General features: G+C 65.2%; 17 protein-coding genes. 11 read left to right on the top strand and 6 right to left on the bottom strand.

Features of this window, described 5'->3' with window-relative positions; genetic code table 11:
* Positions 1 to 25: 25 nt before the first annotated feature.
* The 4 genes from ASD80_RS02880 to ASD80_RS02865 all read left to right on the top strand — a co-directional run bounded on the left by ASD80_RS02880 (position 26) and on the right by ASD80_RS02865 (position 9,416).
* Positions 26 to 2,332: a peptidoglycan DD-metalloendopeptidase family protein gene (locus ASD80_RS02880; RefSeq protein WP_056228697.1), complete on the top strand. Its 2,307-nt coding sequence runs from the start codon at positions 26 to 28 to the stop codon at positions 2,330 to 2,332.
* 197 nt (positions 2,333 to 2,529) lie between these two features.
* Positions 2,530 to 4,251 carry a ShlB/FhaC/HecB family hemolysin secretion/activation protein gene (locus ASD80_RS02875; RefSeq protein WP_210168425.1) on the top strand — a complete coding sequence of 574 codons (1,722 nt, stop codon included), beginning with the start codon at positions 2,530 to 2,532 and terminating at the stop codon, positions 4,249 to 4,251.
* 88 nt (positions 4,252 to 4,339) lie between these two features.
* The gene (locus ASD80_RS02870) at positions 4,340 to 7,474 is read left to right on the top strand and encodes a filamentous hemagglutinin N-terminal domain-containing protein (RefSeq protein WP_056228690.1); all 3,135 of its coding nucleotides are present in this window, start codon (positions 4,340 to 4,342) and stop codon (positions 7,472 to 7,474) included.
* 16 nt (positions 7,475 to 7,490) lie between these two features.
* Entirely contained in the window at positions 7,491 to 9,416 is a 1,926-nt protein-coding gene (locus ASD80_RS02865; protein ID WP_162247304.1) for a caspase family protein, read from the top strand.
* 24 nt (positions 9,417 to 9,440) lie between these two features.
* Here the strand turns inward: ASD80_RS02865 and ASD80_RS02860 are convergent, their stop codons facing one another.
* A complete protein-coding gene (locus ASD80_RS02860) occupies positions 9,441 to 9,869 on the bottom strand; it encodes a MarR family winged helix-turn-helix transcriptional regulator (protein WP_056228684.1) in 429 nt (142 codons plus the stop codon).
* Between the two features lie 101 nt (positions 9,870 to 9,970).
* On the opposite strand from ASD80_RS02860, the gene ASD80_RS02855 reads away from it, so the two are divergent.
* From ASD80_RS02855 to ASD80_RS02840, 4 genes are all read left to right on the top strand, one after another.
* Positions 9,971 to 11,818 (top strand): chloride channel protein, encoded by a 1,848-nt coding sequence (locus ASD80_RS02855; protein WP_056228683.1) that lies wholly within the window; start codon positions 9,971 to 9,973, stop codon positions 11,816 to 11,818.
* Positions 11,819 to 12,021: 203 nt separating this feature from the next.
* Positions 12,022 to 12,483, top strand: a complete 462-nt coding sequence (locus ASD80_RS02850) for a MarR family winged helix-turn-helix transcriptional regulator (protein ID WP_056228680.1) — start codon at positions 12,022 to 12,024, stop codon at positions 12,481 to 12,483.
* On the top strand, positions 12,483 to 13,610 hold the full coding sequence (locus ASD80_RS02845) for an HlyD family secretion protein (RefSeq protein WP_056228677.1): 1,128 nt from the start codon (positions 12,483 to 12,485) through the stop codon (positions 13,608 to 13,610). The genes ASD80_RS02850 and ASD80_RS02845 overlap by 1 nt, the downstream gene beginning before the upstream one ends.
* Positions 13,611 to 13,615: 5 nt before the next feature.
* Positions 13,616 to 15,184 carry a DHA2 family efflux MFS transporter permease subunit gene (locus ASD80_RS02840; RefSeq protein WP_056228675.1) on the top strand — a complete coding sequence of 523 codons (1,569 nt, stop codon included), beginning with the start codon at positions 13,616 to 13,618 and terminating at the stop codon, positions 15,182 to 15,184.
* A 3-nt stretch (positions 15,185 to 15,187) separates the two neighbouring features.
* On the opposite strand, the gene ASD80_RS02835 is transcribed toward ASD80_RS02840, so the two are convergent.
* On the bottom strand, positions 15,188 to 16,462 hold the full coding sequence (locus ASD80_RS02835) for an L-fuconate dehydratase (RefSeq protein ID WP_056228672.1): 1,275 nt from the start codon (positions 16,460 to 16,462) through the stop codon (positions 15,188 to 15,190).
* Positions 16,463 to 16,580: 118 nt separating this feature from the next.
* Here ASD80_RS02835 and ASD80_RS02830 point away from each other — a divergent pair, with 118 nt between their 5' ends.
* Complete coding sequence (locus ASD80_RS02830; RefSeq protein WP_056228669.1) at positions 16,581 to 17,372, top strand: GGDEF domain-containing protein; 792 nt, start codon at positions 16,581 to 16,583, stop codon at positions 17,370 to 17,372.
* A gap of 2 nt (positions 17,373 to 17,374) precedes the next feature.
* Here ASD80_RS02830 and ASD80_RS02825 read toward each other — a convergent pair whose 3' ends face one another.
* The 4 genes from ASD80_RS02825 to ASD80_RS02810 form a co-directional block, all read right to left on the bottom strand.
* Positions 17,375 to 18,106, bottom strand: a complete 732-nt coding sequence (locus ASD80_RS02825) for an SDR family oxidoreductase (protein ID WP_056228665.1) — start codon at positions 18,104 to 18,106, stop codon at positions 17,375 to 17,377.
* A 173-nt stretch (positions 18,107 to 18,279) separates the two neighbouring features.
* Entirely contained in the window at positions 18,280 to 19,224 is a 945-nt protein-coding gene (locus ASD80_RS02820; protein ID WP_056228663.1) for an ABC transporter substrate-binding protein, read from the bottom strand.
* 87 nt (positions 19,225 to 19,311) lie between these two features.
* Positions 19,312 to 20,307, bottom strand: coding sequence for an ABC transporter permease (locus tag ASD80_RS02815; protein ID WP_056228660.1), 996 nt, complete (start codon positions 20,305 to 20,307; stop codon positions 19,312 to 19,314).
* A gap of 152 nt (positions 20,308 to 20,459) precedes the next feature.
* A complete protein-coding gene (locus ASD80_RS02810) occupies positions 20,460 to 22,022 on the bottom strand; it encodes a sugar ABC transporter ATP-binding protein (protein WP_210168424.1) in 1,563 nt (520 codons plus the stop codon).
* A 166-nt stretch (positions 22,023 to 22,188) separates the two neighbouring features.
* Between ASD80_RS02810 and ASD80_RS02805 the strand changes: the two genes are divergently transcribed.
* Together ASD80_RS02805 and ASD80_RS02800 are read left to right on the top strand one after the other, a co-directional pair.
* On the top strand, positions 22,189 to 22,953 hold the full coding sequence (locus ASD80_RS02805; protein WP_056228657.1) for an IclR family transcriptional regulator: 765 nt from the start codon (positions 22,189 to 22,191) through the stop codon (positions 22,951 to 22,953).
* Positions 22,954 to 23,104: 151 nt separating this feature from the next.
* Entirely contained in the window at positions 23,105 to 23,929 is an 825-nt protein-coding gene (locus ASD80_RS02800) for an amidohydrolase family protein (RefSeq protein ID WP_056228654.1), read from the top strand.
* Positions 23,930 to 23,949 lie beyond the last annotated feature (20 nt).

Raw genomic sequence — 23,949 nt, 5'->3', positions numbered from 1 at the left:
CGTCCGGGCAAGACGAGCGGCATCGATGCACGAACTCGACGGCAGCTTCAAACAGGCAAAACTTCTGCGCGCGGCCCGCCGCCGGCGGCGCATCCTGAGGCGGGTTCTGCTGGCGGCCGGCCTTGTCGTGATCGCCGCCGGCATCGGCTTGGGCATCGCGCTGTGGCCATGGCTCTCGACCCGGTTCGGCGAGCCGCCCGGCGAGGAGCCGGTCGATGTGGCCGCCGGGGAACCGGTCTACATCCCCGCCATCGTCGATCTGGCCGGCGATCCGATGACGATCAGCCTGGGGCTCGACACTGGGCAGGAACCGCCATTGCGGCTGCTGCCGCGCCCGCCCGACCTGCCGGCCGACCGCGTTGCCAACCAGGTCGCCGTGCTGACCGATGTCATGATCACCTCCAGCCAGCGCTTCATGACCACCTTGCCCTCCAGCCCCAGCGACTTCGCCTTCTACCAGGCGCAGCGGCAGGTTGCCGCCATCCCCGTCGAGGCGCCGCCGCCCGAGGCCACCGACATGTCCGAGCCGGTCGACCTGCAATCCGAGATCGTGGCCGGTGGCGCCGGCTGGGGCGACGAGCTGGGCGCGGAAGCCGGTGCCGTCGACAGCGTGCAGCGGACCAGCGTGGAAAACACCACCAGCATCGCCACGACCCGCAGCGAGGACCGCCGCTACAAGCCCGACAATGACATCATCGTCCGCATTCTGTCGCCCAAGACCATCGCGGCCTTCTTTGCGGAAAATCAGCTTCCCGCCGATGCTGCTGCCGTCTATGGCGCGGCGCTGACCAGCCTGCTCGATCGCGGCGACCTGCTGGCCGGCGATATCGTCGCCGTCCGCAGCATGCGCGCGAACGCGGCCAGCCAGCCCAAGGTCGTGCAGATGTCCCTCTACACCAGTCAGGGCTATGTCGGCACGCTGGCGCTCGATGATGCGGGCATTGTCGGGCTGGGCGCCGACCCCTGGGTGCCCGAGGAATTGTTCAACTATCGCGGCGAGGACAGTGTCGCCGATCCCGGCCGCCAATACCGCCTGCTGGATGCGATCTACAGCACGGCCGCTCGCAACCGGGTCCCCACCGGCATCCTGGGTGAGGCGATCATGCTGCTGTCGCGCCGCTATGACCTCAACGCCTTCACCTCCCCGGACGACCGCCTGGTTCTCGCCTACGCCCAGGGCACGGCCGATGAGGGGGGCGTCGGGCGGGTGCTCTACGCCGCCATTTCCGGCCCCGATCGCGATCTGCGCTGTTACGTGTTCCGGCCCGGCCCGGGCGATGAGTTCTCCTGTTTCTCCAATGACGCCACGGCGTCCGCCGGCGCGGGCTTCACGGCGCCGGTTCAGGGTGTGCTGACCTCCAAGTTCGGGCCGCGCATGCACCCCATTTTCCATGAGGTACGCGTGCATACCGGTGTCGATTGGGCCGCGCCGAGCGGCTCGCCGGTCAGCGCCGCCTTTGCCGGCACCATCGCCTATGCGGGCGATGGCGGCGGCTATGGCAACCTGCTCAAGATTGCCCATGGCGACGGCCGCGAGACCTGGTATGCCCATCTGATGCGCTTTGCCGATGGCGTGGTCGCCGGCAAGCCGGTCGCTGCGGGCGAACTGGTCGGCTATGTCGGCACCACCGGCAATTCCACCGGCCCGCACCTGCATTTCGAACTGCGCATTGCCGGCGCGCCATCGGACCCGCTGCAGGCCGGGACGGTGATCGTCGCCAGCGCCACCGGTGACGCGGCCGTCGACGCCCTGACCGAGCAGATCGTGCAGGTCGAGAGCGGCGGCAACGCCACGGCGCAAAACCCGCTTTCCACCGCGACCGGAGCGGGGCAGTTCATCCAGTCCACCTGGCTGCGGATGATGCGGACCTACCGGCCCGACCTGGCGCGCTCGATGTCGGAAACCGAATTGCTGGCGCTGCGGAACGACCCCACCATTTCCCGCGAAATGGTGCAGAACCTGGCGCGCGAAGGCGAGGCCTATCTCAAGGCGCGTGGTCACGGCATCACCGCGGGGCGGCTTTACCTGGCCCATTTCCTGGGCATGGAGGATGCCCATCGCGTACTCTCGACCCAGACGACCTTGCCCCTCGATCAACTGCTGTCCGCTTCAGTCATGGACGCCAATCCCTTTCTCAAGGGACATGACGTGGCCTATGTCATCGCCTGGGCGGAGCGGAAGATGTCGGCTACCCCATCGGCGACCGGCGCGCCCGTGCAGGTCGCCCGGCCACCCAACCCGCAGTTCGAGCTTTACCGCACCGCGATCAACCAGATGCTGGCCGGCGCAGTGGCCGATTCGCTCCCGGTTGCCGTGACCGCGGGGTCTTGATACGGCGAATTGTGGCCGCCGCTGCCGGATGTAGTGCGCGGCCGCGCAATCTGCACACTGATATACAAGGAAAATTCGATTTGTTCCCCATAAGGTGATGCAAACCAGTCGCACTCGTCTGTTGTTTTGAAGTCAAGGTGGATGGCCGAACCCGGATGTGTTAGCAATGTGATGGGTGCTTTGTCTTGGGAGGCATGATGCGGGGTCGGCAACTTGCGGTATCCCTGGTTGCGGTTGTCCTGACGGCGACTGCAACGACGTTGGCGCTTGCGCAAAGCGCAAGCCAGGTCACACCCGATGTGACGCCCGCCGTTTCGGAAGGGACCAGTCAGGTTCTGGTATTCTCCGGCGAACCGGGATTGGGGGCGCCGGCTGGCGCGGAAGGCCTCTCCGTCGCCCTGTCGGGAGTGTCCATCGAAGGTGGCAAGCCCGAGCTTGCAGCGGCGACGGCCGAACTCCAGGCGGCGCTCACCGGGCGCGTCTCCGTGGCCGACATTTTTGCCCGTGCTCGTGATCTCGAAGCGGCCTATGCCGATGCCGGCTATTTCCTGGTGCGTGTCGTCGTGCCGGCGCAGCAACTGGTCGACGGCGGGCGGTTGCACCTGAGCGTCGTCGACGGTTTCCTCGAACGCGTGGATGCCGACGACCTGCCCGACCCGATCCGGAGCCGGGTACTGGCGCTGGTCGAACCGCTGCTCGACCGCCCCGGCGTGACCATGCGCGAGATCGAGCGCCGCCTGTTGCTGGCTGGCGATATTCCGGGCACAGGCCTTAAAACCGCGCTGGCGACCGGTGTGCAGCCGGGCGGCACCGTGCTGGTCGTCGATGCCGAATTCGATGCCATCGTTCCCTTTCTGGGCGTGGACAACACGCTGCCCCCCTCGCTCGGCACCTGGGTCGTCTCTGGCGGAGTGGACTTCAACGGCCTGCTCGGGGCGGGCGAGAGCATCTATTTCCGCGCCGCCGGCCATCCCAGCGGCAATGGTCCGGGTGACAAGTTCGGCCTGTTCGACGATGATCCGCGCTATCGGTCGCTGACCGCCGGCGCCATCATGCCGATCGGCCTGGATGGCCTGACCCTCAATATCGAGGGCACCGTTACCCAGACCACGCCGACCCCGGTGGGCGGGTTGCAATTGTCGAGCCTGTTCCAGCGCCTGTCGAGCGAGTTGCGCTACCCGTTCATCCGGTCGCGCGAATTCTCACTCAACGGCGCCCTGTCCTTCGATATCCAGAACGAATACCAGAACATCATCACTGGCGTCGGTGACATCGCCCTGTCGGAAGACCGGGTGCGGGTGTTCCGCGCCAGCACCGACGGTATCTGGAATGCGCCCGCCGGCACGGTGACCGGCTCGGCCACCTTTTCGCTCGGGATCGATGGTCTGGGCGCCCGCAATGCAGCCGGCGCCGGCCCGGTGCCGCTCTCGCGCCAGGGGGCCGATGCGAGCTTTGCCAAGCTCGAAGCCAGCCTGGGCTATGCACAGACGCTGTCGCAGCACCTCGCCTTCAGCCTCGACGCGCGCGCCCAGACCTCGTTCGGCGTGCCGCTGGTGCGCAGCGAGCAGATCGGCATTGCCGGTTTCGCCGATCTTTCCGGCTTTGACGCCGGCGCCCTGACCGGGGACAGCGGCTGGGTAGTGCGAGCGGAAATGTCGGCGCCCTTCGAAATGCCGGTGGGCGACATCGGCCTCGCAGCGGCGCCCTATGTCTTCGGCGCGGTCGGCGCCGTCTATCTGGCCCAGCCCACTATTCTCGAATCGGCGACGATAACCGCGCAATCCATCGGCGTGGGCCTGCGGCTGGGCGGTTCGATCGGCGATACGTCGCCGACCTTGACTCTGGAATATGCGCGCGCCTTCCGCAGCGATGCCCCGGCCAGCGACCGGCTGACCGTGGTGAGTTCGGTGCGCTTCTAGAAAGCTCGGGCTTTCAAGGCCGCGCATGGTTTGTAGGTGTTTTGCCCGGTCTCCACGGGGCGACCGGCTGCCTTGATAGGACAGTTAAATGCGCTTGCCACGGACCAGCCTCAAGCTCTTCTTCCTCGCCGGCACGGCGCTGTCGTCGGCGGCAATGGCCCAGGAATTGCCCAGCGGCGCCTCCGTTGCTGCCGGCTCGGTGAGTGTCGCCACGCCGGCCGCCGGCAGCATGACGATCAATCAGTCCACGCCGACCGCCATCGTCAACTGGCAGAGCTTTTCGATCGGCGCGGGTGGCTCGGTCACCTTCGCCCAGCCCGATGGCCGGTCGGCCATCCTCAACCGCGTGACCGGTTCGGCCGGTACCAGCATTGCCGGCCACCTGGGGGCCAACGGCCAGGTATTCATCGTCAATCCCAACGGCATCGGCATTACCCAGTCGGGCACGGTCAGCGTCGGCGGCTTCGTTGGCTCCACCCTCGGTATCACCGACCAGGACTTCCTGGCCGGTCGCAATGTCTTTGCCGGCGACGGCAGCTCGGCCGGTGTCTCCAATGCGGGGCGCATCGACATCTTGCCCGGTGGCTATGCCGCGCTGATCGGCGGGCGCGTCGACAATAGCGGCACCATTGCCGCGCCGCTCGGCAAGATCGGGCTCGGTGCGGCCGAGCGGGTCACGCTGGATTTCAGCAGCGATGGCTTCCTGCAGGTGGCCTTGCCCTCCGACGATGGCGGCAGCGACGCGCTGATCAGCAATAGCGGCACCATCAGCGCCAATGGCGGTGCGGTGGCGATCAGCGCCGCGGCTGCGCAGGATGCGGCGCGGCGCGTGGTCAATCTCGGCGGCCTGGTCGAAGCGCGCACCGTCAGTGGTGTCTCCGGCAATATCACCCTGGGTGGCGGCGGGGGCAGGGTTACCGTCACCGGCCGCCTGGATGTCAGTGCTGCCGATCCGGTCCCACCGCCAGTTCCGCAGCCGCGTCCGGCCGCGCTCGGCGGCAATGTCACCGTCACCGGTGGTACCATCGAATTGCTCGGGGCCAGCATCGATGCCAGCGGCGCCGATGGCGGCGGCTCGATCCGCATTGGCGGCGATTTCCAGGGCGGCGGCGTGCTTCCCCATGCCGGCCTGCTCTTCGTGGATGACGCCAGTGCCATCACCGCCGACGCGATAGGCGATGGCGATGGCGGAACCGTGGTGTTGTGGTCCGATGTCTTCACCGGCTTTGAGGGATCCATCAGCGCCCGCGGCGCCGGTCAGGGCGGCGGCGGCATGGCCGAAGTGTCGAGCAGTGGGGTGCTGAGCTATCGCGGACTGGCCGATCTTGGGGCCGAGAGCGGCCGATATGGCGAATTGCTGCTCGATCCCTCCGACATCACCATAGCGGACGTCGATACCACCACGACCACGACCTATGACCCGCTCACGGGCACCTATACGGCGCCAACCGGCACGTCCGATATCTATGTCGGCGATCTGCTCGATCAACTGGCGCTGAGCAACGTCACCATAACCACCCTGGGCAGCACCGGGTCCGACAATGGCGACATCTTCGTACAGACCCCGATCGAGTGGTTGCAGGCAACGACCCTCACGCTCGACGCCGTGCGCGACATTGTCCTCGATGGGGACGCCGGCCCCGGCATTGCCAGCGTCGACATTGCTGGTGGTGGGCTTGTGCTGCAGGCCGGCCGCGATCTCAGAATCGCCATCGGTAATCCCACCGTCATCTCCGGCGGTGCCGGCGGCCTGACCGTGACGGTTGGCAACCAGATCATCGGCGACAGCGTCGGGCCCACGGCGCGCCTGCGTGTCGTCTCGGGAAGCGAACTTGAGGTGACCGCGCCCGGCGGGATTTCCGATGGCGCCCTTGTCCCGGCCCCGCTCGATTTTGCCGTCGAGGCGTCATCGGCCGGCAATATGCGGCTCACCGTCGGGGGCGCGCTTGTGCTGGGTCCGGGTACGAGCATCCAGAGCGGCGGCGATCTCTATCTGGCGACCCCGGCATTCGTCAACGCGTCCGGGTCGACCACGGCCCTCGACGCAGCCGGCCGGCTGCTGATCTACACCGACAACTGGACCGACACGATAAAGGGCGGCATCGGCGGTACCAACCTTTACGGCCGCACCTTTGCCGACGATCCCCCGCCGACCATTCCCGGCACGGGCGATGTATGGATTTACGCCCAACGCCCGACCCTGACCATTACCAGCCCCAACGGGACCAACATCTACGGCGATCCCCTTTATCTGGAGGGCTTGCTGACGACGACCTATACCGGCGCGGTCAACGGCGACACGCTGGAGCAGATCGTGGGCAATCTCAGCGGACCTTATGCCCTCTATACCGTATTCCCCGATGTCGGGGTCTATGTGGATGCGCTTCGCCCCCATGCGGCGACCTCGCTGATCGGCTACGACTTCGTCTACAACGATGGCGACTTCACCGTGCTGCCCGCCCCGCTGACCATTGCGGCGAGCAACCTCAACAAGCCCTTCGGAACCACCTACACCTTCAACGGAACCGAATATGTCGCGACGGGCCTGGTCGGCAGCGACACGATCGACTCGCTGCTTCTCGCCAGTGCGGGCGCCCCGTCCGGGGCCGATTTGGGCACCTATGCCATCACGCCAAGCGGCGCCGCGGGCCCGCGCCTGGGCAATTACACCGTTACCTATGTGAACGGCGTTTTCACCGTGGCGCCCGCGACCCAGGCCGTCATTCCGCCCCCGCCGCCACCCCCCGTCGTGGACTCTTCGGATGACGACATCGGCGGCCTTGCCAATGCCGAAGTCACCCAGGATAGCGCCCAGCTTTCGCTGCAGGTCTTGCAGCAGCGCGCCGATGCCTTCGAGAACGAGCTCGAGCAGTGCCAGCTTCAACTCAGCCAGGGCGGCGATTCGGGCGCCTATATCAGTTGCGCCAGCAATGCGCTGGAAAGCTTCGGCAATGCGATCGATGACCCGCTGATCCAGTTGCCACCCGAGTTGCAGGCGACTGTTTCGGTCATTCGCCAGACGGTGCAGCGCATGCGCAGCGCCAACACGGTTGCCGAGGCCCGCGCCGCTGTTGGCGATCTGGTCGACTTCGTCCGCGCCCAGACCGAACTGGTCCGCGCCGTCGAGCCGGAGACCGAGGCGCTGCTGGTTCAGCACGGAACTGTGATGGCCAATGCGCTCGAAACGCTCGACCTCGCGCTGGTCGGGGCGGTGGAGATATGATCGACTGACCCGCATGATGAGGCGGCTTGTTGTCCTGTTGGTCATGGCGCTGGCCTGCGTCCAGCTCGCCTGGGCACAAGACCCGGTCGAGAAGCGTATTGCGCTGGTCATCGGCAATTCGCAGTACCAGAGCGACCGCATTCCCGATCTCGCCAATCCGGTGAACGATGCCGAGGATGTCGCGCGCGCCCTGCGCGGCTTCGGTTTCGAGGTGACGCTGCATCTCGACATGGACCGGGCGGGAATGGCTGCGGCGATGGAGACCTTCGGCGAGGATGCCCACGCTGCCGATGTGGCGCTGTTCTACTATGCCGGCCACGGCATGCAGGTGGAATTGCGCAACTACCTGTCGCCGGTGGACGCCGTCTACACCTCCCATGAGGATGTGATCAACAACAGCGTCCCGCTCGATGCCCTGACGACGTCGACCTCGGACATCGAGGGAGCCCTGCTGATCTTCATCGATGCCTGTCAGGAGAACCCCACCGGCGGCGCCGATGGCCTGGCCCGCATTCCCGTCTCCCGCAATCAGTTCGTCGCCCTGGCGGCACTGCCCGACAACCTCGCCGCCGATGGGGCAGGGCGCAACAGTCCGTTCAGTGGAGCCTTTCTGGCCAATGCGGGTGTTCCCGGGCGCAATATTTCCGACGTCATGCTGGCCGTGCGCCAGGACGTAATCGCTGCGACCGGCAGCCAGGTGCCGTGGGACAATTCATCGCTGACGCGCGAGATCGTGCTTGTGCCGGGCGAACAATCGGCGCTCACCCCCGAAACCCAGATGTGGCGCCTGGCCTCCAGCCTCAACGACCCGAGCCTGGTCCGCACCTATCTGGACCGCTTCCCCGATGGTGTGCATGTCGCCGAGGCCGACCAGCTTCTCGCCGCCCTCTCGGTGGGCCTGCCGGTGCGTGACGCGGTCGATGTGCGATCGCTCGAGGTAGAGGACAATCTCTGGCAATTGGCCAGTACCAGCCGCTGGCGGCCCTTGCTCGAAAGCTACCTGGAACGCTATCCGAACGGCAATCACGCCGAGGAGGCCCGTGAACTCGTCGATATCCTGGCCGACCCCACCGATGCCAGCCAGTCCGCCGCATTCGACTGCGAGCGGCTGACCACGCATCCCAATGACGCGACCCCGGCCTTCGGCGGAGTGCCATCCGGTCGCCTGCAAGCCAATGCGGCAGAGGCCATCGCCTCCTGCCGCGAGGCGCATGAAGACTTTCCCGATCTGCACAAATATACCGCCATGCTCGGCCGGGCGCTGGTGCTTGGCAATCGGCCCGAGGAAGGTCTGGAGCTGTTCCGGCAGGCGGCGGATGCCGGCAATGTCCGTGCGCTCACCACCCTTGGCGCTCTGTATGAAACCGGTGGCGCCGGCCTGCAGCAGGACAGCGCCCGGGCGATTGGCTATTACGAACAGGCCGCGGCGGCGGGGGCGGCCGACGCCGCCGTCAATCTGGCCCGAATGCTGATGTCGCAGGCGTCGCCCGACGTGGACAGGGCAATCCAATTGCTGACGACGGCGTCGGAGGCCGGCTCGCGGCAGGCGGCCTTCAACCTCGGCGTATTGGCGGTCAATGGCATCGGCCTGCCGGTGGAAGATGCCCAGCTCTATTTCGCCCTGGCCAGCGATCGCGGCTACGCCGAGGGCCACTTCAATGCCGCGCTCTTCTTCGAGACGGATCGGTTTGGTCAGCGCGACCCGGCGCGCGCCGCCGAATACCTGCTTCGCGCCATCGCGGCGGATTCCGGCAAGGCGCTGACGGCGCTTGAGGGTGGCGACGTTCTGTTTGGCTCCGACACGATCGGCCTTGTGCAGGAACGGCTGCAAAACCTGCGGCTGTTTGCCGGACGGATCGACGGTCAGCTTGGCCCGCAGACGTTCCGCGCCCTGCAAGCCTACCGTTCGGGCGGTCTGGGGGCGGTTGCCTCGCTGGATTGACCGGCCGTGCCTCAACCGCTGCCCTCAATCGGCGCGGTCGAGCACCTGCAGCAGTTCCACCAGGCTGGGTGCCAACTGCTGCAATTCGCGCAGATGGACCAGGGTCATGGAATTGAGCAGGGCCTCGGCCTTTGCCGAAAGCGCCAGGGCGTGGCGCCGGCGGTCGTGGGGATCGGCTACGCGCTCGGCGAGGCCAGCCTCGGCCAGCCGGTTGACCAGTTCGGTTGCGGTTTGCGGAGCGATAAGCAGCCGTTCGGCCAGCACGCCGATGGTCATCGCTTCCGCTTCGGCATGGCCCTTGATCGCCAAGAGCGCCTGATGTTGCTGGGGCGGCAGGCCGGCCGCCTGCGCGGCGCGGGTGCTGAAGGCGGTAAACTGCCGCAGCGCAAATCTGAAATTGGCCAGAACCTCATAATCGGCCTGGCTCAGTCGCTCGGGCTGGTTCTCACTCAAACTGGGCTGCTCCTCCTGAGCGGGATTGTATTATATCGTAATACGATATAATCGGCACGCATCATTTCCGCCCCTTTGGGCCGCCGCAGCAAGGACGTTACATGCAGGACCGCGCCACAGCCACCCGAACCGGCGCATCCGGGCATGGTGCAGCCGCACCTCGCGGGCTGGCCGATTTCACGACCGACAAGCGGGTTCTGCTGTTGATCGGCATGGCGGTGGTCATCGGCACCGCGGCGGCCGTGGCGGCGTGGCTGCTGGTGGATCTGATCGCTCTGGTGTCCAACCTGATCTGGTTGGGCAGGTTCAGCCTGGTGCCGCTCGATATGGGAACTGTGGCGCGCTCGCCCTGGATGGTGCTTGCGCCGGTCTGCGGCGGGCTGGTGATCGGGCTGATGGCGCGGTTCGGCTCCGAGAAAATCCGGGGCCACGGCATTCCCGAAGCTATCGAGGCGATCCTGATCGGGGGCAGCCTGATGTCGCCCAAGGTGGCGGTGCTCAAGCCGCTGTCTTCCGCCATTTCGATCGGCAGCGGCGGTCCGTTCGGCGCCGAAGGCCCCATCATCATGACCGGCGGCGCCATAGGGTCGCTATTTGCGCAACTGTTCCATCTGAGCGCGGCCGAACGCAAGACGCTGCTGGTCGCCGGCGCCGCAGCCGGCATGACCGCGATTTTCGGCACGCCCATGGCGGCGGTGCTGCTGGCGGTGGAGCTGCTGCTGTTCGAATGGAAGCCCCGCAGCTTCATTCCGGTGGCCGTGGCCGCCATGGTCTCGATGAGCTGGCGTCCCCTGATGTTCGATGCGGCTCCGCTGTTTCCCAGCCAGATCGGCTTTGATCTGCCCTGGTGGGGGCTGCTGCTCTGTGCCGGCATGGGAATTCTGTCGGGCCTGCAATCGGGGCTGCTGACCAATCTGCTCTACAAGCTCGAGGACGCCTTCGAGCGGCTGCCGATCCACTGGATGTGGTGGCCGGCCATCGGCGGGCTTGCAGTGGGGCTTGGCGGGCTGATCGAGCCGCGGGCGCTGGGTGTCGGTTACGATGTCATTGCCGGCCTCGTCTCGGGCCAGATGATGGTCCAGGCCGTCGTTGCGATCCTCCTGGTCAAGGGCGTGATCTGGCTGGTGGCCCTGGCCTCGGGCACCTCGGGCGGCGTGCTGGCGCCGCTGCTGATCCTCGGCGGCACGCTGGGCTATCTCGTGGGGCTGGTGCTGCCGGGCGATCCGGCGCTATGGGCGCTGTTGGGCATGGGCGGCATGATGGGCGGCACCATGCGCGCGCCGCTGACCAGCACCCTGTTCATCATCGAACTAACCGGCAATGTGCATCTGCTGATCCCGCTATTCACCACCACGGTCGCCGCCTACGCCTTCACCGTGCTGGCCTTGCGCCGCTCGATCCTGACCGAAAAGATCGCCCGGCGGGGTCGGCACATCACCCGCGAATACGGCACCGATCCCTTCGAACTGACGCGGGCCTTCGAGATCATGGTCAAGGCCGTCGACACCTTGCCGGCCGAGATGCCGATCAACGAGGCCACCGCCTTTTTCGGCCAGCCCGAACACGCCCACCGCTCCTATCCGGTGGTGCTGCCCGGCGGGGTGCCGGTCGGCATGGTGTCGCGCGCCGATGCCCTGCGTTGGCGCACGGAAGCCGATCATGCCGGTCAGACGCTCTACGATCTGGTCTCGGATGCCTCGGTCACCGTCGCCCATCCCGACGATCTGGTGGGACGGGTCACCGACCTGATGATAGCCGCCGATCTTGGCCGCATCCCTGTGGTCGATCCGGTGACCCATGTGCTGGTCGGGCTGATCGCCCGCAAGGATATCCTGCGCCTGCGCAGCGCCAACCTGACCGAGGAAAGCGAGCGGCAGGCATTTCTGGGGCGCTCCATGCGCAACATGTCAAAGGCGATCCGCAAGCGGAAACCGCCTGCGGGCGCTTAGCGCCAATCGTCATTCGATTCCCCTGCCGCAGTCAGGTCATTCCCGCCTGCGCGGGAATGACGCGGTGGAAATTGAAGCGGCTCTGGCGGGAATGATCCGGTGCGGCACGCATGCGCGAAGCGAATGCCCGATGCGCAAAAGAAAACGCTATATATTGTAAGCCTGCTTATTATATGTAGACGGTCTTTTGGAGCTGCGTGCCCATGAATCTGTCGAATTCTCCTGAAACTTCGGTAGGTTACCTGATCTATGAGGTGGCCCGAACCTTTCGCCGCCGCTTCGAGGAAGAGGCGCGCCGCCACGATCTCACCTTGCCGCAATGGCGGGCGCTGGCCGAGCTTGCCCGCAGGGGCGGCATATCGCAGGTCGCGCTGGCAGCCGCCATCGACGCCGACCCCATGACCGTCAGCGGCATTCTCGACCGTCTCGAAAAACGCGGTCTGGTCCGGCGGGAACAGGATCCCGCCGATAGCCGCGCCAAGGTCGTCCAATTGAGCGGCGATGGCCGCGCCCTGTTCGACACGGCCAAGGCCGTCGGGGTCGAACTCTACGCCTCCGCCGTCCAGGGCATGAGCGCCACCGAGCTGGCGGCGCTGGTCCATGGTCTCACAGCCATTCGCAACAATCTCAACGGCCTGCCTGCCGAGCAGAAGGATCCCGCCTGATGAATACCCATGTTTCCGAACCCAAGCCCGGCTCGACTGTCCCCGCTCCGGCAGAGGTTGCGATCGACGTGGTTGCGCCCGCCGAACCGGCGGCGCCGCCCCGCAAGCGTCGCAGCCGCCGGGTCCTGCTGATGGTGGCGATTCCGCTGCTGCTGGCTGCGGGCGGGGGCTATTTCTACCTGACGGGCGGTCGCTACGAGGAAACCGACAACGCCTATCTGCAGCAGGTCAAGGTCTCGATTTCATCCGATATTGCCGGCCGCATCGCCACCGTCAATGCTGCCGAGAACCAGATGGTGCATGCCGGCGACGTGCTGTTCGCCATCGATGCCGAGCCCTATCGCATCGCCCTCGACCAGGCCAATGCGGCGCTCGGATCGGCCCGCGTCAATGTCGAGCAGCTCAAGGTGAGCTACGCCACCGCCCAGACCGCGCTGTCCTCCGCCAGCAGCACCCTCGAAATCCAACAGGCCACCTTTGATCGCCAGAATAGCCTGGTGACCCAGGGCATTGCCTCCACCGCCACGCTCGACCAGCCCAAGCTGTCCTTGCAGACGGCGCAGAACGCCGTTGCCACCGCCGGCCAGCAGGTCGCGGCCGCCGCCGCGGCGCTGGGTGGCGATCCCCTCATTGCCACCGACGACCACCCGGCGGTGCAGGCTGCGTTGGCGCAGGTGGCTTTGGCTGAACGCAATCTCGGCAAGACCGAAGTCGCCGCTCCCGCCGATGGCGTGCTCAGCCAGGTCGCCAGCCTCAATGTCGGTCAGTTCGTCGCCACCGGCACCACCATTGCCAGCCTGGTCGAAACCAGCGACACCTGGGTCGAGGCCAATTTCAAGGAAACCCAGCTCGGCGCCATCCGCATCGGCATGCCGGCCGAGGTCACCATCGACGCCATGCCGGGCATCGCCATCGCGGGCACCGTGTCGAGCATCGGCGCCGCCACCGGCTCGGAATTCTCGTTGATCCCGGCGCAGAATGCCACCGGCAACTGGGTCAAGGTCGTGCAGCGCATTCCCGTGCGCATCGATTTTGCGGCCTCCGAGGCCCCGTTGCGGTCGGGCATGAGCGCGCTGGTCAGCGTCGATACCGGCCGGTCCACGCTCGACAAGCTCCAGGGCAAGTAACCATCATGGCCGAAGCCGTTTCCCAGCCAGCCCTCATCGTCAGGAACAAGGGCCTGCTCACCCTGGCGCTGATGCTGGGCACCATCATGCAGGTGCTCGACACCACGATTGCCAATGTGGCCCTGCCGCATATGGCCTCGTCGCTGGGTGCGGCGCAGGACGAGATCAACTGGGTCCTGACCTTCTATATCGTCGCCGCCGCCATTGCGACGCCGCTGACCGGCTGGATGAGCGACCGGCTCGGCCAGCGGCGGCTGTTCATCTTTGCGGTCATCGGCTTCACCATCGCCTCGGCCCTGTGCGGCATTGCCACCAGCCTGCCCGAAATGGTGCTGTTTCGCGTGCTGCAGGGCCTGTGCGGCGCCATGATCGCGCCGCTGGCGCAGACGGTTCTGCTGTCGATCAATCCCAAGGAGAAGATCGGCCAGGCCATGGCGATCTACGGCATGGGCATCATGGTGGCGCCGATCATCGGGCCGACCCTGGGCGGCTGGCTGACCGAGAGCTTCGACTGGCGCTGGGTGTTCCTGGTCAATGTCCCCGTCGGCATCCTGGCCGTGACCATGCTGGTGCTCTATATGCCGGCCACCCCGATCAAGCGCCGGCGCTTCGATTTCTTCGGCTTCGGCATGCTGGCGCTGGGCATTGGCGCGCTGCAGATGATGCTCGACCGCGGCGCCGGCAATGGCTGGTTCGATTCCCCCGAGACCTGGATCGAGCTTGGCCTGGTCATCGCCGGCATCTGGGTGTTCCTGGTCCACAGCCTGACCGGCGATGCGCCATTCATCGACCTGCGCATATTCAAGGATTTCAACTTCAACCTGGCATCCCTGTTCATGCTGGTCGTCGGCATCACCCTGTTCTCCGGCCTGGCGCTGCTGCCGCCGCTGCTGCAGAACCTCATGGGCTATTCGGTGATCTTCACCGGCCTGCTGATGGCGCCGCGCGGCGTGGCCACCATGCTCTCGATGATGGTGGTCGGTCGGCTCAGCGGCAAGGTGGATGCGCGCATCATGATGCTGTTCGGCGCAGTGCTGATGACCTGGTCGCTGTGGATGATGACAGGGTTCAATCTGCAGATGGACTATATGCCCATCATCGTCACCGGTGCCTTGCAGGGCTTCGGCATGGGCTTCATCTTCGTGCCGCTGTCCAGCATGGCCTTTGCCACCATCGCGCCGCATCTGCGGGCCGATGCCACATCGGTTTTCAGCCTGGTCCGCAATCTCGGCCAGGGCATCGGCATCTCGCTGGTCGTGGCCGTGCTGTCGAGCATGATGCAGGTCAATCACGCCGAACTGGCCGAGCGGCTGACCGCGACGTCGGCCAGTGTAGCCACGCAGATGCCCGGCCTGCTCACCGGCAGCCCCCAGGTTATCTCGATGGTCAACGGGCTGGTGACGCAGCAATCGGCCATCCTGGCCTATCTCGATGACTTCCGGCTGATGATGCTGCTCAGCCTCGGCTCCATTCCGCTGATCCTGCTGCTGCGCGGCCCCAGGAAGGAAAAGAACGCGCCCGCCAAGACCAGGGAACAACTGGCCATCGAACGCGCCCACGCCATGGCGGAATAGCCGTCAGGCGCGGAACGTGTTCTCGCGGATCGACTCCGGCTTCATCTGGATGGAGAAGCCCGGCAGCTTGGGCGGCATATAGGCGGCATTGCGAATGTCGCAGGGCTCCACGAAATGCTCGTGCAGGTGATCGACATATTCGATCACCCGGCCTTCCTTGGTCCCCGACACCACCAGGTAGTCGATCATCGAGAGATGCTGCACATATTCGCAGAGGCCTACGCCCCCGGCATGCGGCCACACCGGCAGGCCATACTTGGCCGCCATCAGCAGCACGCTCAACACCTCGTTCAGGCCCCCGATCCGGCAGGCGTCGATCTGCACGATGTCGATCGCCCCATCCTTGATGAACTGCTTGAACAGGATGCGGTTCTGGCACATCTCGCCGGTCGCCACTTTGATCGGCGCGATGGCCGCGCGGATCGCCCTGTGCCCCGAAACATCGTCCGGGCTGGTCGGCTCCTCGATGAAATAGGGGTTGAACCGCGACAGCGCCTTGACCCAGTCGATCGCCTGATCGACCTCCCACACCTGGTTGGCGTCGATCATCAGCAGGCGATCCGATCCCATGATCTCGCGCACGATTTCGAGCCGGCGGATATCGTCGTCGAGATCGCGCCCCACCTTCATCTTGATATGCCGGAAGCCCTGTTCCACCGCCTCCTGGGCCAGCCGCGTCAGCTTCTCGTTGGAATAGCCCAACCACCCCGCTGAGGTGGTGTAGCATTGATAGCCCTCGGCCTTGAGCGTCGCGATACGATCCGCCTTGCCGGCCTCGGCCTTGCGGAAAATAGCCAGCGCTTCCTCCGGCGTGATGGCATCGGTGAGATAGCGGAAATCGACGATGGAAACGAGCTGCTCGGGTGTCATATCCGCCACCAGCTGCCACACCGGCTTGCCCGCCTCCTTGCCCAGCAGGTCCCACACCGCATTGACCACCGCCCCGGTCGCCAGGTGCATCGCCCCTTTGTCCGGCCCGATCCAGCGCAACTGGCTATCGCCCGTTACATGCCGCCAGAACCGGCCGGGGTCGGCCGCGATCCAGTCCAGCTCCAGCCCCACCACGCGGCTTTCCAGTGCCTTGATCGCCGCCACGACCACTTCATTGCCGCGGCCGATGGTGAAGGTCAGCCCATGCCCTTCATGCGCCCCGTCAGTGCCGAGGATCACATAGGCCGCCGAGTAGTCGGGATCGGGATTCATCGCGTCCGAACCATCCAGCGAAGCCGAGGTCGGGAAGCGGAGATCGTGGGTCTTGAGGGAGGTGATCCTGGTCATGGCAAACTCGGCTGAACTGAAAAATGCGAGGGGGGATGCGTTAAGCATTCCGGTTAACGGTACAGAGCCCTGGCTATGGCAATATGGGCCGAACCGGAGTGGACGACGGGGACGGAACGTGACGGACAAGATTATCGACCAGACCTATCGGCGCTATTATTCTTGGTTGCTGAGGATGGGCCTCGTGCGCTCGCTGACCCTGAGCACCATGATCGCGACCACGGTCTCGGTGCTCTGTACCGCCGCGGTTATGCTGTTGATGCCCGATTCCCGGGCCTATTTCTGGTACAACATGATTGTTGCCGTGGCCTCGCCGCTGGTCAGCGCGCCGGGCCTGTCGCTGGTGGCGATTTCGATGGTCTACAAGCTCAACGCGGCCCAGACCGCGCTGACGCTGGCCGCCGAAACTGATGCGCTGACGGGCGTCTCCAATCGTCGCTCCTTCATGGCCCAGGCCGAATTGGCCTTTGCCAGCACCAGGGCGGGCGATGCGCCCTTTGCCGTGGTCATGATCGATATCGATCACTTCAAGACCATCAACGACAACCACGGCCATATCGTCGGCGACGATGTGCTCTGCGATGTGGCGCAGGCTTGCAAGGCCGCCCTGAGAAGCAGCGATTGCTTCGCGCGGTTCGGCGGCGAGGAATTCGTGGCCCTGCTGCGCGGCACTGAAGGCGCCGACGCTGTAGCAACCGCCGAAGTCCTGCGCAGGACCGTCGCGGCCCTGGCATTCGAACACCGCACGCCGCCGGCCGTCACCGTCAGCCTTGGGGTCGCCAGCTATCTCGCGAGCAGCGAAAGCCTGCATGATATCCTCAATGAAGCCGATCGGCAGCTCTATGCCGCCAAGGCCGCCGGCCGGAATCGGGTGATGGCGGCAGCCAATGCCATGCGCCTTGCGTCCTGAAATCAGGCCGTCCAGCCCCCGTCGATGATGTGCACCTGCCCCGTCGTATAGGTCGCGCCGGCGAGATAGACCGCCAGGTCCGCCACCTCCTCCGGCCGCGCGATGCGCCCGATGGGCTGGCGCGCGATAAAGGCCTTTTTCGCCCCCTCGAAATCCCCCGTGGCATGCCAGCGCTCATGCAGGCTCGGCGAATCCACCGTGCCCGGCGCAATGGCATTCACGCGAATGCCCTGCGTCGTAAAGTCGGCCGCTATGGACTTGGTCAGCCCGATCACCGCTGCCTTGGAAATCGTATAGGCCGCCCGGTTGGGCACACCCTTCACCGACGACGCCACCGTCGCCATGTTGATGATGCAGCCATCCTTGCGCTCGAGCATCTGCGGCAGCACCGCCTGGATAGTGCGGATTTGCGCCCGCACATTGAGGTCGAGCGCGAAGTCCATGTCCGTGTCGCTCATCTCCAGTACCGTGCCCGAATGCACCACCCCGGCGCAGTTGAACAACACGTCGATATGACCGATCTCGGCCACGGCCGCGTTCACCGCCTCGGCCGACAGCACGTCGAGAATGCGCGTCGTGACGCCTGCCACGCCATCGAGTTCAGCCAGCTTGGCCGCATTGATATCGGTGGCGATCACCGTCGCGCCCGCCGTGACAAAGGCCTCCACCGAAGCCCGGCCTATGCCCTGCGCGGCGGCGGTGATAAGGACGATTTTGCTGGTGAGGTCGGCCATACTGAATAATCCTGAAGTTCGCAGTCGTCTCCCTCCCCCTTGCGGGGAGGGATCAAGGGTGGGGGGTGTTGGCCCGGATATCGGGGCTCTCAACACCCCCTCCCAACCTCCCCCGTCAAGGGGGAGGAGCCGTTCGGTGGGCGTGGCAATCTCCTGCCACGCCCATATTGGTCTCAATCGTACAGCACGGCCGCGATTTCCGGGTCGTTCATGTTGCTGGCATCGTAGTAATAGAACCCGGTATCGATGATCGGGGGCAGGCTCTCGCCCTTGAGCGCGCTCACGGCGGCCTGCACGGTCTGGTAGCCGATGCCGACCGGGTTCTGGGTGATGGCGCCGGCCATCACGCCGCTCTCGACCATGCCCTTCTGCGCCGCGCCCGAATCGAAGCCGATGACCACGACATCGCTGCCCAATTCGGTCTTGCCATTGGCAACACCGATGGCCGAGCCTTCATTGGCGCCGAAAATGCCCTTGAGGTCTGGATTGGCCAGCAGGATCGACTTGGTGATTTCGGTCGACTGCAACTGGTCGCCGCCGCCATACTGCACGGTCACCACTTCGATGTTGGGATAGGCTTCCTTGATGCGGTTGACGAAGCCGTCGACCCGGTCGATGCCGGTGCGGCTGGTCTGGTCATGGGCCACCACGGCGACCTTGCCTTCGCCGCCGATCAGCTCGGCCATCACGTCGGCCGCCAGCGCGGCAGCAGCCACGTTGTCGGTGGTCGCCGTGGTCAGCGGAATGTCGCTGTCGACGCCGGAGTCGAAGGCGATGACCGGAATGCCGGCATCCTTGGCCTGCTGCAGCAGCGGGGTTGCAGCCTGGCTGTCGAGCGCCGCGAAGCCGATGGCGTCGGGGCCGCGCGACAGGGCGGCAGCCAGCATGTCCATCTGGCGGTCGACCTGGGTCTCGCTTTCCGGACCTTCGAAGGTCACGGTCACGCCGAGATCGGCGGCAGCCTGGTCGGCACCGGCCTTCACGGCCTGCCAGAACTGGTGCTGGAAGCCCTTGGAGATCAGGGCAATGTCATAGGCCTCCTGGGCCGAGGCAGCGCCGCCGGCGGTCAGGAGAGCGATGGCGCTGATGGCGCCGAGCAGGGTACGTCTGGTGAGCATGGAAATCCTCCCGTTGAGTTGAATTCGTGTCGCATGGGCCTTGCCGGCCTCTTGTTGGTGCCGTGAGGGCACAGGGATCGTCGGCGCCTAAAGTGTGCGGCGCCGCAGGATATCGGCATAGACGGCCAGGATGATGATCGAGCCGGTCACGACCGTCTGCCATTCCTGGGCCACCGAAAGGATGCGCAGGCCATTGGCCAGCACGGAAATGATGAGCGCGCCAATCAGCGTGCCGAGCACGGTGCCGCGCCCGCCCGAAAGCGACGTGCCGCCGATGACCACCGCCGCGATGGCGTCGAGCTCGTAGCCCTGTCCGAGCGCCGGCTGCGCCGAATTGAGGCGGCTGGCGATGAGCAGGCCGGCGACGCCGCAGATGGAGCCGGCCAGCGCATAGACCGCGATCTTCCAGCGATCGACATTGACGCCAGACAGGCGCACCGCTTCCTCATTGCTGCCCAGCGCGAAGGTGTAGCGGCCCAAAGCCGTCTTGCTCAGCACGAAGGCGGCGAAGATGGCGACGGCAAACAGGATCAGCACGCCATTGGGCAGCGGCACGGCGGGTAGGATCGCCTCCACCAGCGAACCGCGGGCGATCTGGTCGAAGCCGGGCGTGTCGTTGAAATAGATCGGCTTGGTGCCCGAAATGACCAGCGACAGACCCTTGAGGATCAGCATCATGCCCAGCGTGGCGATGAAGGGCGGCACCTTGAGCTTGGCAATGATGACGCCCGAGATCAGCCCGCAAAAGGAGCCAGCCAGGATCGAGGCCAGGATGCCCAGCGGCAGCGGCATGCACAGATTGGTCAGCACCACGCCGGTTATCACCGCGCAGAAGGTCATCAGCGTACCCACGCTGAGATCGATGCCGCCGGTAATGATAACCAGCGTCGCGGCAATGGCCAGCACGCCGTTGACCGAGGTCGCCTGCAGGATGGCCAGCACATTCTGCGTCTGCATGAAGTTCGGCGAGGCGAGGGAAAACACCACCACCAGCGCAATCAGCCCGGAAAAGGCGAGCAGCCGATGGAAAGCGCCGGAAATACGAATGCCGGACTTGGCAGGAGTTGCTGTTGTGTCAGTCATGAGTGTCCTCCGGCGCATCAGTCGGCCTCCCCTCCCCCTTGAGGGGAGGGGTCGGGGGTGGGGGTCCATCGGTGACCCACCGAACCACCCCCTCCCCAGCCCTCCCCTCAAGGGGGAGGGTGCGCAAGAGCGCAAAATCATGTGAGCAACGGCTACCCAGCATGCCGCACCGCCATCGCCGCCTCGCGCAACGTCGCCAGCCGCATGATCTCTTCCTGGCTCGTTCCGCCCGGCAGCGTCCCGGTCAGCCTGCCTTCGCACATCACCGCGATGCGATGGCTGAGCCGCAAGATCTCCGGCAGTTCCGACGAAATCACGATGATCGCCCGCCCTTGCTCGGCCAGTGCATTGAGCAGCTTGTAGATTTCCGCCTTGGCCCCGACATCGATGCCGCGTGTCGGCTCGTCGAAAATCAGGATATCGCAGTCGCGCAGCAGCCATTTGGCGATGACCACCTTCTGCTGGTTGCCACCGGAGAGCAGCCTCGCTTCCTGCGTATCGCTGGGGGTCTTGATGGTTAGCTGGCGGATATATTTCTCCGCCGTCTCATGCATGGCCCCGTCATTGATGACGCCGCCAGGCCCGACAAAACGTTCGAGGCTGGCCAGCGCGATATTGTTGCGCACGTCGAGCCCGGTCGCGAGCCCGAAATGCTTTCGGTCTTCGCTGAGATAGCCGATCCCCGCCCGCACCGCGTCCGTGGGCGAGGATATGCCGACCCTGCTGCCATTGACCCAGATGTCGCCGCTGTCGCGCGGATCGGCGCCGAAAATGGCGCGGGCCACTTCCGTCCGTCCGGCGCCCATCAGCCCGGCCAGACCGAGGATTTCGCCCTTGCGCACAGAAAAGCTCACATCGCGGATCTCGCGGCCGCGATTAAGCCCGCGCACGTCGAGCGCCACCGGATTGGCGGCCGTATTGGGAATATCGAGCGCTTCATTGGTCAGCGTGCGCCCCACCATCATCGAGATGATGGTTTCGATCGGCGTATCGGCGGCCGGCACGGTGCCGACATATTCGCCGTCCCGCATCACCGTGACTCGGTCCGAGATACGCTTGATCTCGTCCATCTTGTGGGAGATGTAGACAATGCCAACGCCCTCGGCCTTCAGCCGGTTAATGATGGTGAACAACTCGGCGATCTCGGCATCGTTCAGCGCCGCCGTCGGCTCGTCCATGATCAGCACGCGCGAGCGATAGGAGAGCGCCTTGGCGATCTCGACCATCTGCTGCTTGGCAATGGTCAGGCTCTCCACCAGCACGGTGGGGCTCAGCCGCAAATTCATCGAGTCGAAAATGGCCTGCGCCGCGCGGTTCAGCGCACCTTCATCGAGCAGGCCGAAACGGCGCGGCTCGCGGCCGATGAAGATGTTCTGCGCCGCCGTCAGGTCGCGCATCAGCGCTAGTTCCTGATGGATGATGCCGATGCCCATATCCTGCGCCTGGCGCGGCGATACGATATCCACGGGCTGGCCGTTGAGCCTTATACTGCCGGCATCGCGGGAATAGACCCCCGACAGGATTTTCATCAGCGTCGACTTGCCGGCGCCGTTTTCGCCCATCAGGGCGTGGACTTCACCGGCCTTGAGTTCGAACCGGGCCTGCGACAGCGCGCGGACGCCGGGAAAGGACTTGTCGATACCCACCATGTCGACAAGCGGAATCGAGGCCGCATCGGCGCTCGACGACACTGCTGTCGGGGCTGGGGTCAGCATGCTGGATTGTCCTCCTGCGCATTCTTGCGATGCGCCTGCAAACAATCTATTCATAAATGAAGCGACGTGGCAAGGGCTAACATGTCAGTTGCGGCGGAGACAAAACCCGCGATTGGTGACACTCGATGCTAACAGTCTGTTAGCAATAGGGCACTTGAGGAGGCGCATGACAGAGGACCCCAACGACCGCTATCGCGCCCCGGCGCTGGACAAGGGTCTCGACATTCTCGAGCTGCTGGCCCGCACCGCCGATGGCCTGAGTCAGGCCGAAATCGCCAAGGCGCTGGAGCGGTCCCCCAACGAGATTTACCGCATGCTCGACCGGCTGGTGCGCCGCGACTATGTCCGCCGCACCCCCGAAGACCGCTATGAAATCACGCTAAAGCTGTTCGAACTGGGCCATGCCAGGCCGCCTCTGCACCGCATGGTCAGCCAGGCCATGCCGGTGCTGCGCCACTTCGCCTTGCGCGCCGAACAGGCCGTGCACATGGTGGTGCAGGATCGCAATATCCTGGTCGTCATCGCCCAGGTCGATGGCCCCGGCTACTGGAATGTCTCGATCCGCGTCGGCAGCCGCATTGGCCTGGTCAATACCGGCTCAGGCCATGTTTTCCTGGCCTTTTCCACCCCCGAGGAACGCGTGCTGATGCTTGAAGAGCAGGATATGGGCAGCCCTGAAAAAATGCCCAAGGGTCTGGAGGCAAGGCTCGAAAGCGTGCGCGAACAGGGCTATGAAATGATGCCCAGCGCCCAGGTTGCCGGGGTTTCCAACCTCACCGTGCCGATCTTCGGCCCGCTCGGCACCGTCATCGCCGTCCTCACCTGCCCCTATACCCAGCGCCTCGACAAGCTCGACGCCCCCGACATGCCCACCGTGCTGAAACTGCTGCAACAGGCGGGCAAAGAGGTCACGCAAAGGTCGACAGACTAGGTGCCACGCCCTCGTGGTTCGAGGGTCGCTACGCCCCCGCCTCACCATGAGGGCTACTGAAGGAATTGAGTTTACAGTAGCCCTCATGGTGAGGTGCGAGTTCTTCACGAGCCTCGAACCACGAGGGCGTGGCACGGAGCCCAGAGAACCTATGCGCATCCTCGATACCCACCTGCACCTGATCTACCCCGACCGCTTCCGCTATCCCTGGCTGGGCAACGCTCCGAAAATCAACAGACCCTGGAGCCTCGAATCCTACTTCGCCGAGGCCGTGCCGCTGGGCATCGAATCCGCGCTCCACATGGAAGTCGATGTCGCCGAACCCGACATTTTGGGCGAGACCGAATTCGTGCTCGGCCTGCCGCGCATTGCCGGCGCCATCGCCGCCTGCCGGCCCGAGCACATGAATTTCGTCGACCAGATCGAACAGTTGAGCGAACACCCCCACGTCAAGGGCGTCCGCCGCATCCTCCACGAATCCCCCGACGACCTCAGCCAGTCCGACCTGTTCATCGAGAACATCCGCCACCTGCCGGACTATGACCTGAGCTTCGATCTCTGCCTGCGCGCCGACCAGCTCCACCTCGGCGTGGCGTTGGCGCAGCGGGCGCCTGATGTCACCTTCATCCTCGACCATTGCGGCAATCCCGATATCAACGGGCAGGGGGTCGATCCCTGGCGTGCCTCGATCACCGAAATCGCCCGCAATCCCAATGTGGTCGGCAAGGTTTCGGGCCTGGTCAACCACTGCGACCCCGGCTGGACGGCCGCAACGCTGCGCCCCTATGTCGAGCATATGATCGAAAGTTTCGGCTGGGATCGCGTCGTCTGGGGTAGCGATCACCCGGTCGCCACCACCACAGGCGGCACCCTCACCGATTGGGTTGCCGCAACGCGCGAGATCATCGGGGGCGCCAGCCCGGACGAGCAGGCCAGCCTGCTGCACCGCAATGCCGAGCGCATCTACAAGGTCTAGAACAAGCGGCCGCGACGACG

This window comes from Devosia sp. Root635, assembly GCF_001427605.1.
GTDB lineage: Bacteria > Pseudomonadota > Alphaproteobacteria > Rhizobiales > Devosiaceae > Devosia.
This window is presented reverse-complemented; position numbering and strand designations above follow the sequence as displayed.

Coding starts and splice junctions, on each gene's coding strand:
- ASD80_RS02850 (WP_056228680.1), top strand. CDS start 12,022: ATGAATCTGTCGAATTCTCCTGAAACTTCGGTAGGTTACCTGATCTAT.
- ASD80_RS02810 (WP_210168424.1), bottom strand. CDS start 22,022: ATGCTGACCCCAGCCCCGACAGCAGTGTCGTCGAGCGCCGATGCGGCC.
- ASD80_RS02840 (WP_056228675.1), top strand. CDS start 13,616: ATGGCCGAAGCCGTTTCCCAGCCAGCCCTCATCGTCAGGAACAAGGGC.
- ASD80_RS02815 (WP_056228660.1), bottom strand. CDS start 20,307: ATGACTGACACAACAGCAACTCCTGCCAAGTCCGGCATTCGTATTTCC.
- ASD80_RS02870 (WP_056228690.1), top strand. CDS start 4,340: ATGCGCTTGCCACGGACCAGCCTCAAGCTCTTCTTCCTCGCCGGCACG.
- ASD80_RS02845 (WP_056228677.1), top strand. CDS start 12,483: ATGAATACCCATGTTTCCGAACCCAAGCCCGGCTCGACTGTCCCCGCT.
- ASD80_RS02800 (WP_056228654.1), top strand. CDS start 23,105: ATGCGCATCCTCGATACCCACCTGCACCTGATCTACCCCGACCGCTTC.
- ASD80_RS02855 (WP_056228683.1), top strand. CDS start 9,971: ATGCAGGACCGCGCCACAGCCACCCGAACCGGCGCATCCGGGCATGGT.
- ASD80_RS02835 (WP_056228672.1), bottom strand. CDS start 16,462: ATGACCAGGATCACCTCCCTCAAGACCCACGATCTCCGCTTCCCGACC.
- ASD80_RS02805 (WP_056228657.1), top strand. CDS start 22,189: ATGACAGAGGACCCCAACGACCGCTATCGCGCCCCGGCGCTGGACAAG.
- ASD80_RS02820 (WP_056228663.1), bottom strand. CDS start 19,224: ATGCTCACCAGACGTACCCTGCTCGGCGCCATCAGCGCCATCGCTCTC.
- ASD80_RS02865 (WP_162247304.1), top strand. CDS start 7,491: ATGAGGCGGCTTGTTGTCCTGTTGGTCATGGCGCTGGCCTGCGTCCAG.
- ASD80_RS02825 (WP_056228665.1), bottom strand. CDS start 18,106: ATGGCCGACCTCACCAGCAAAATCGTCCTTATCACCGCCGCCGCGCAG.
- ASD80_RS02875 (WP_210168425.1), top strand. CDS start 2,530: ATGCGGGGTCGGCAACTTGCGGTATCCCTGGTTGCGGTTGTCCTGACG.
- ASD80_RS02880 (WP_056228697.1), top strand. CDS start 26: ATGCACGAACTCGACGGCAGCTTCAAACAGGCAAAACTTCTGCGCGCG.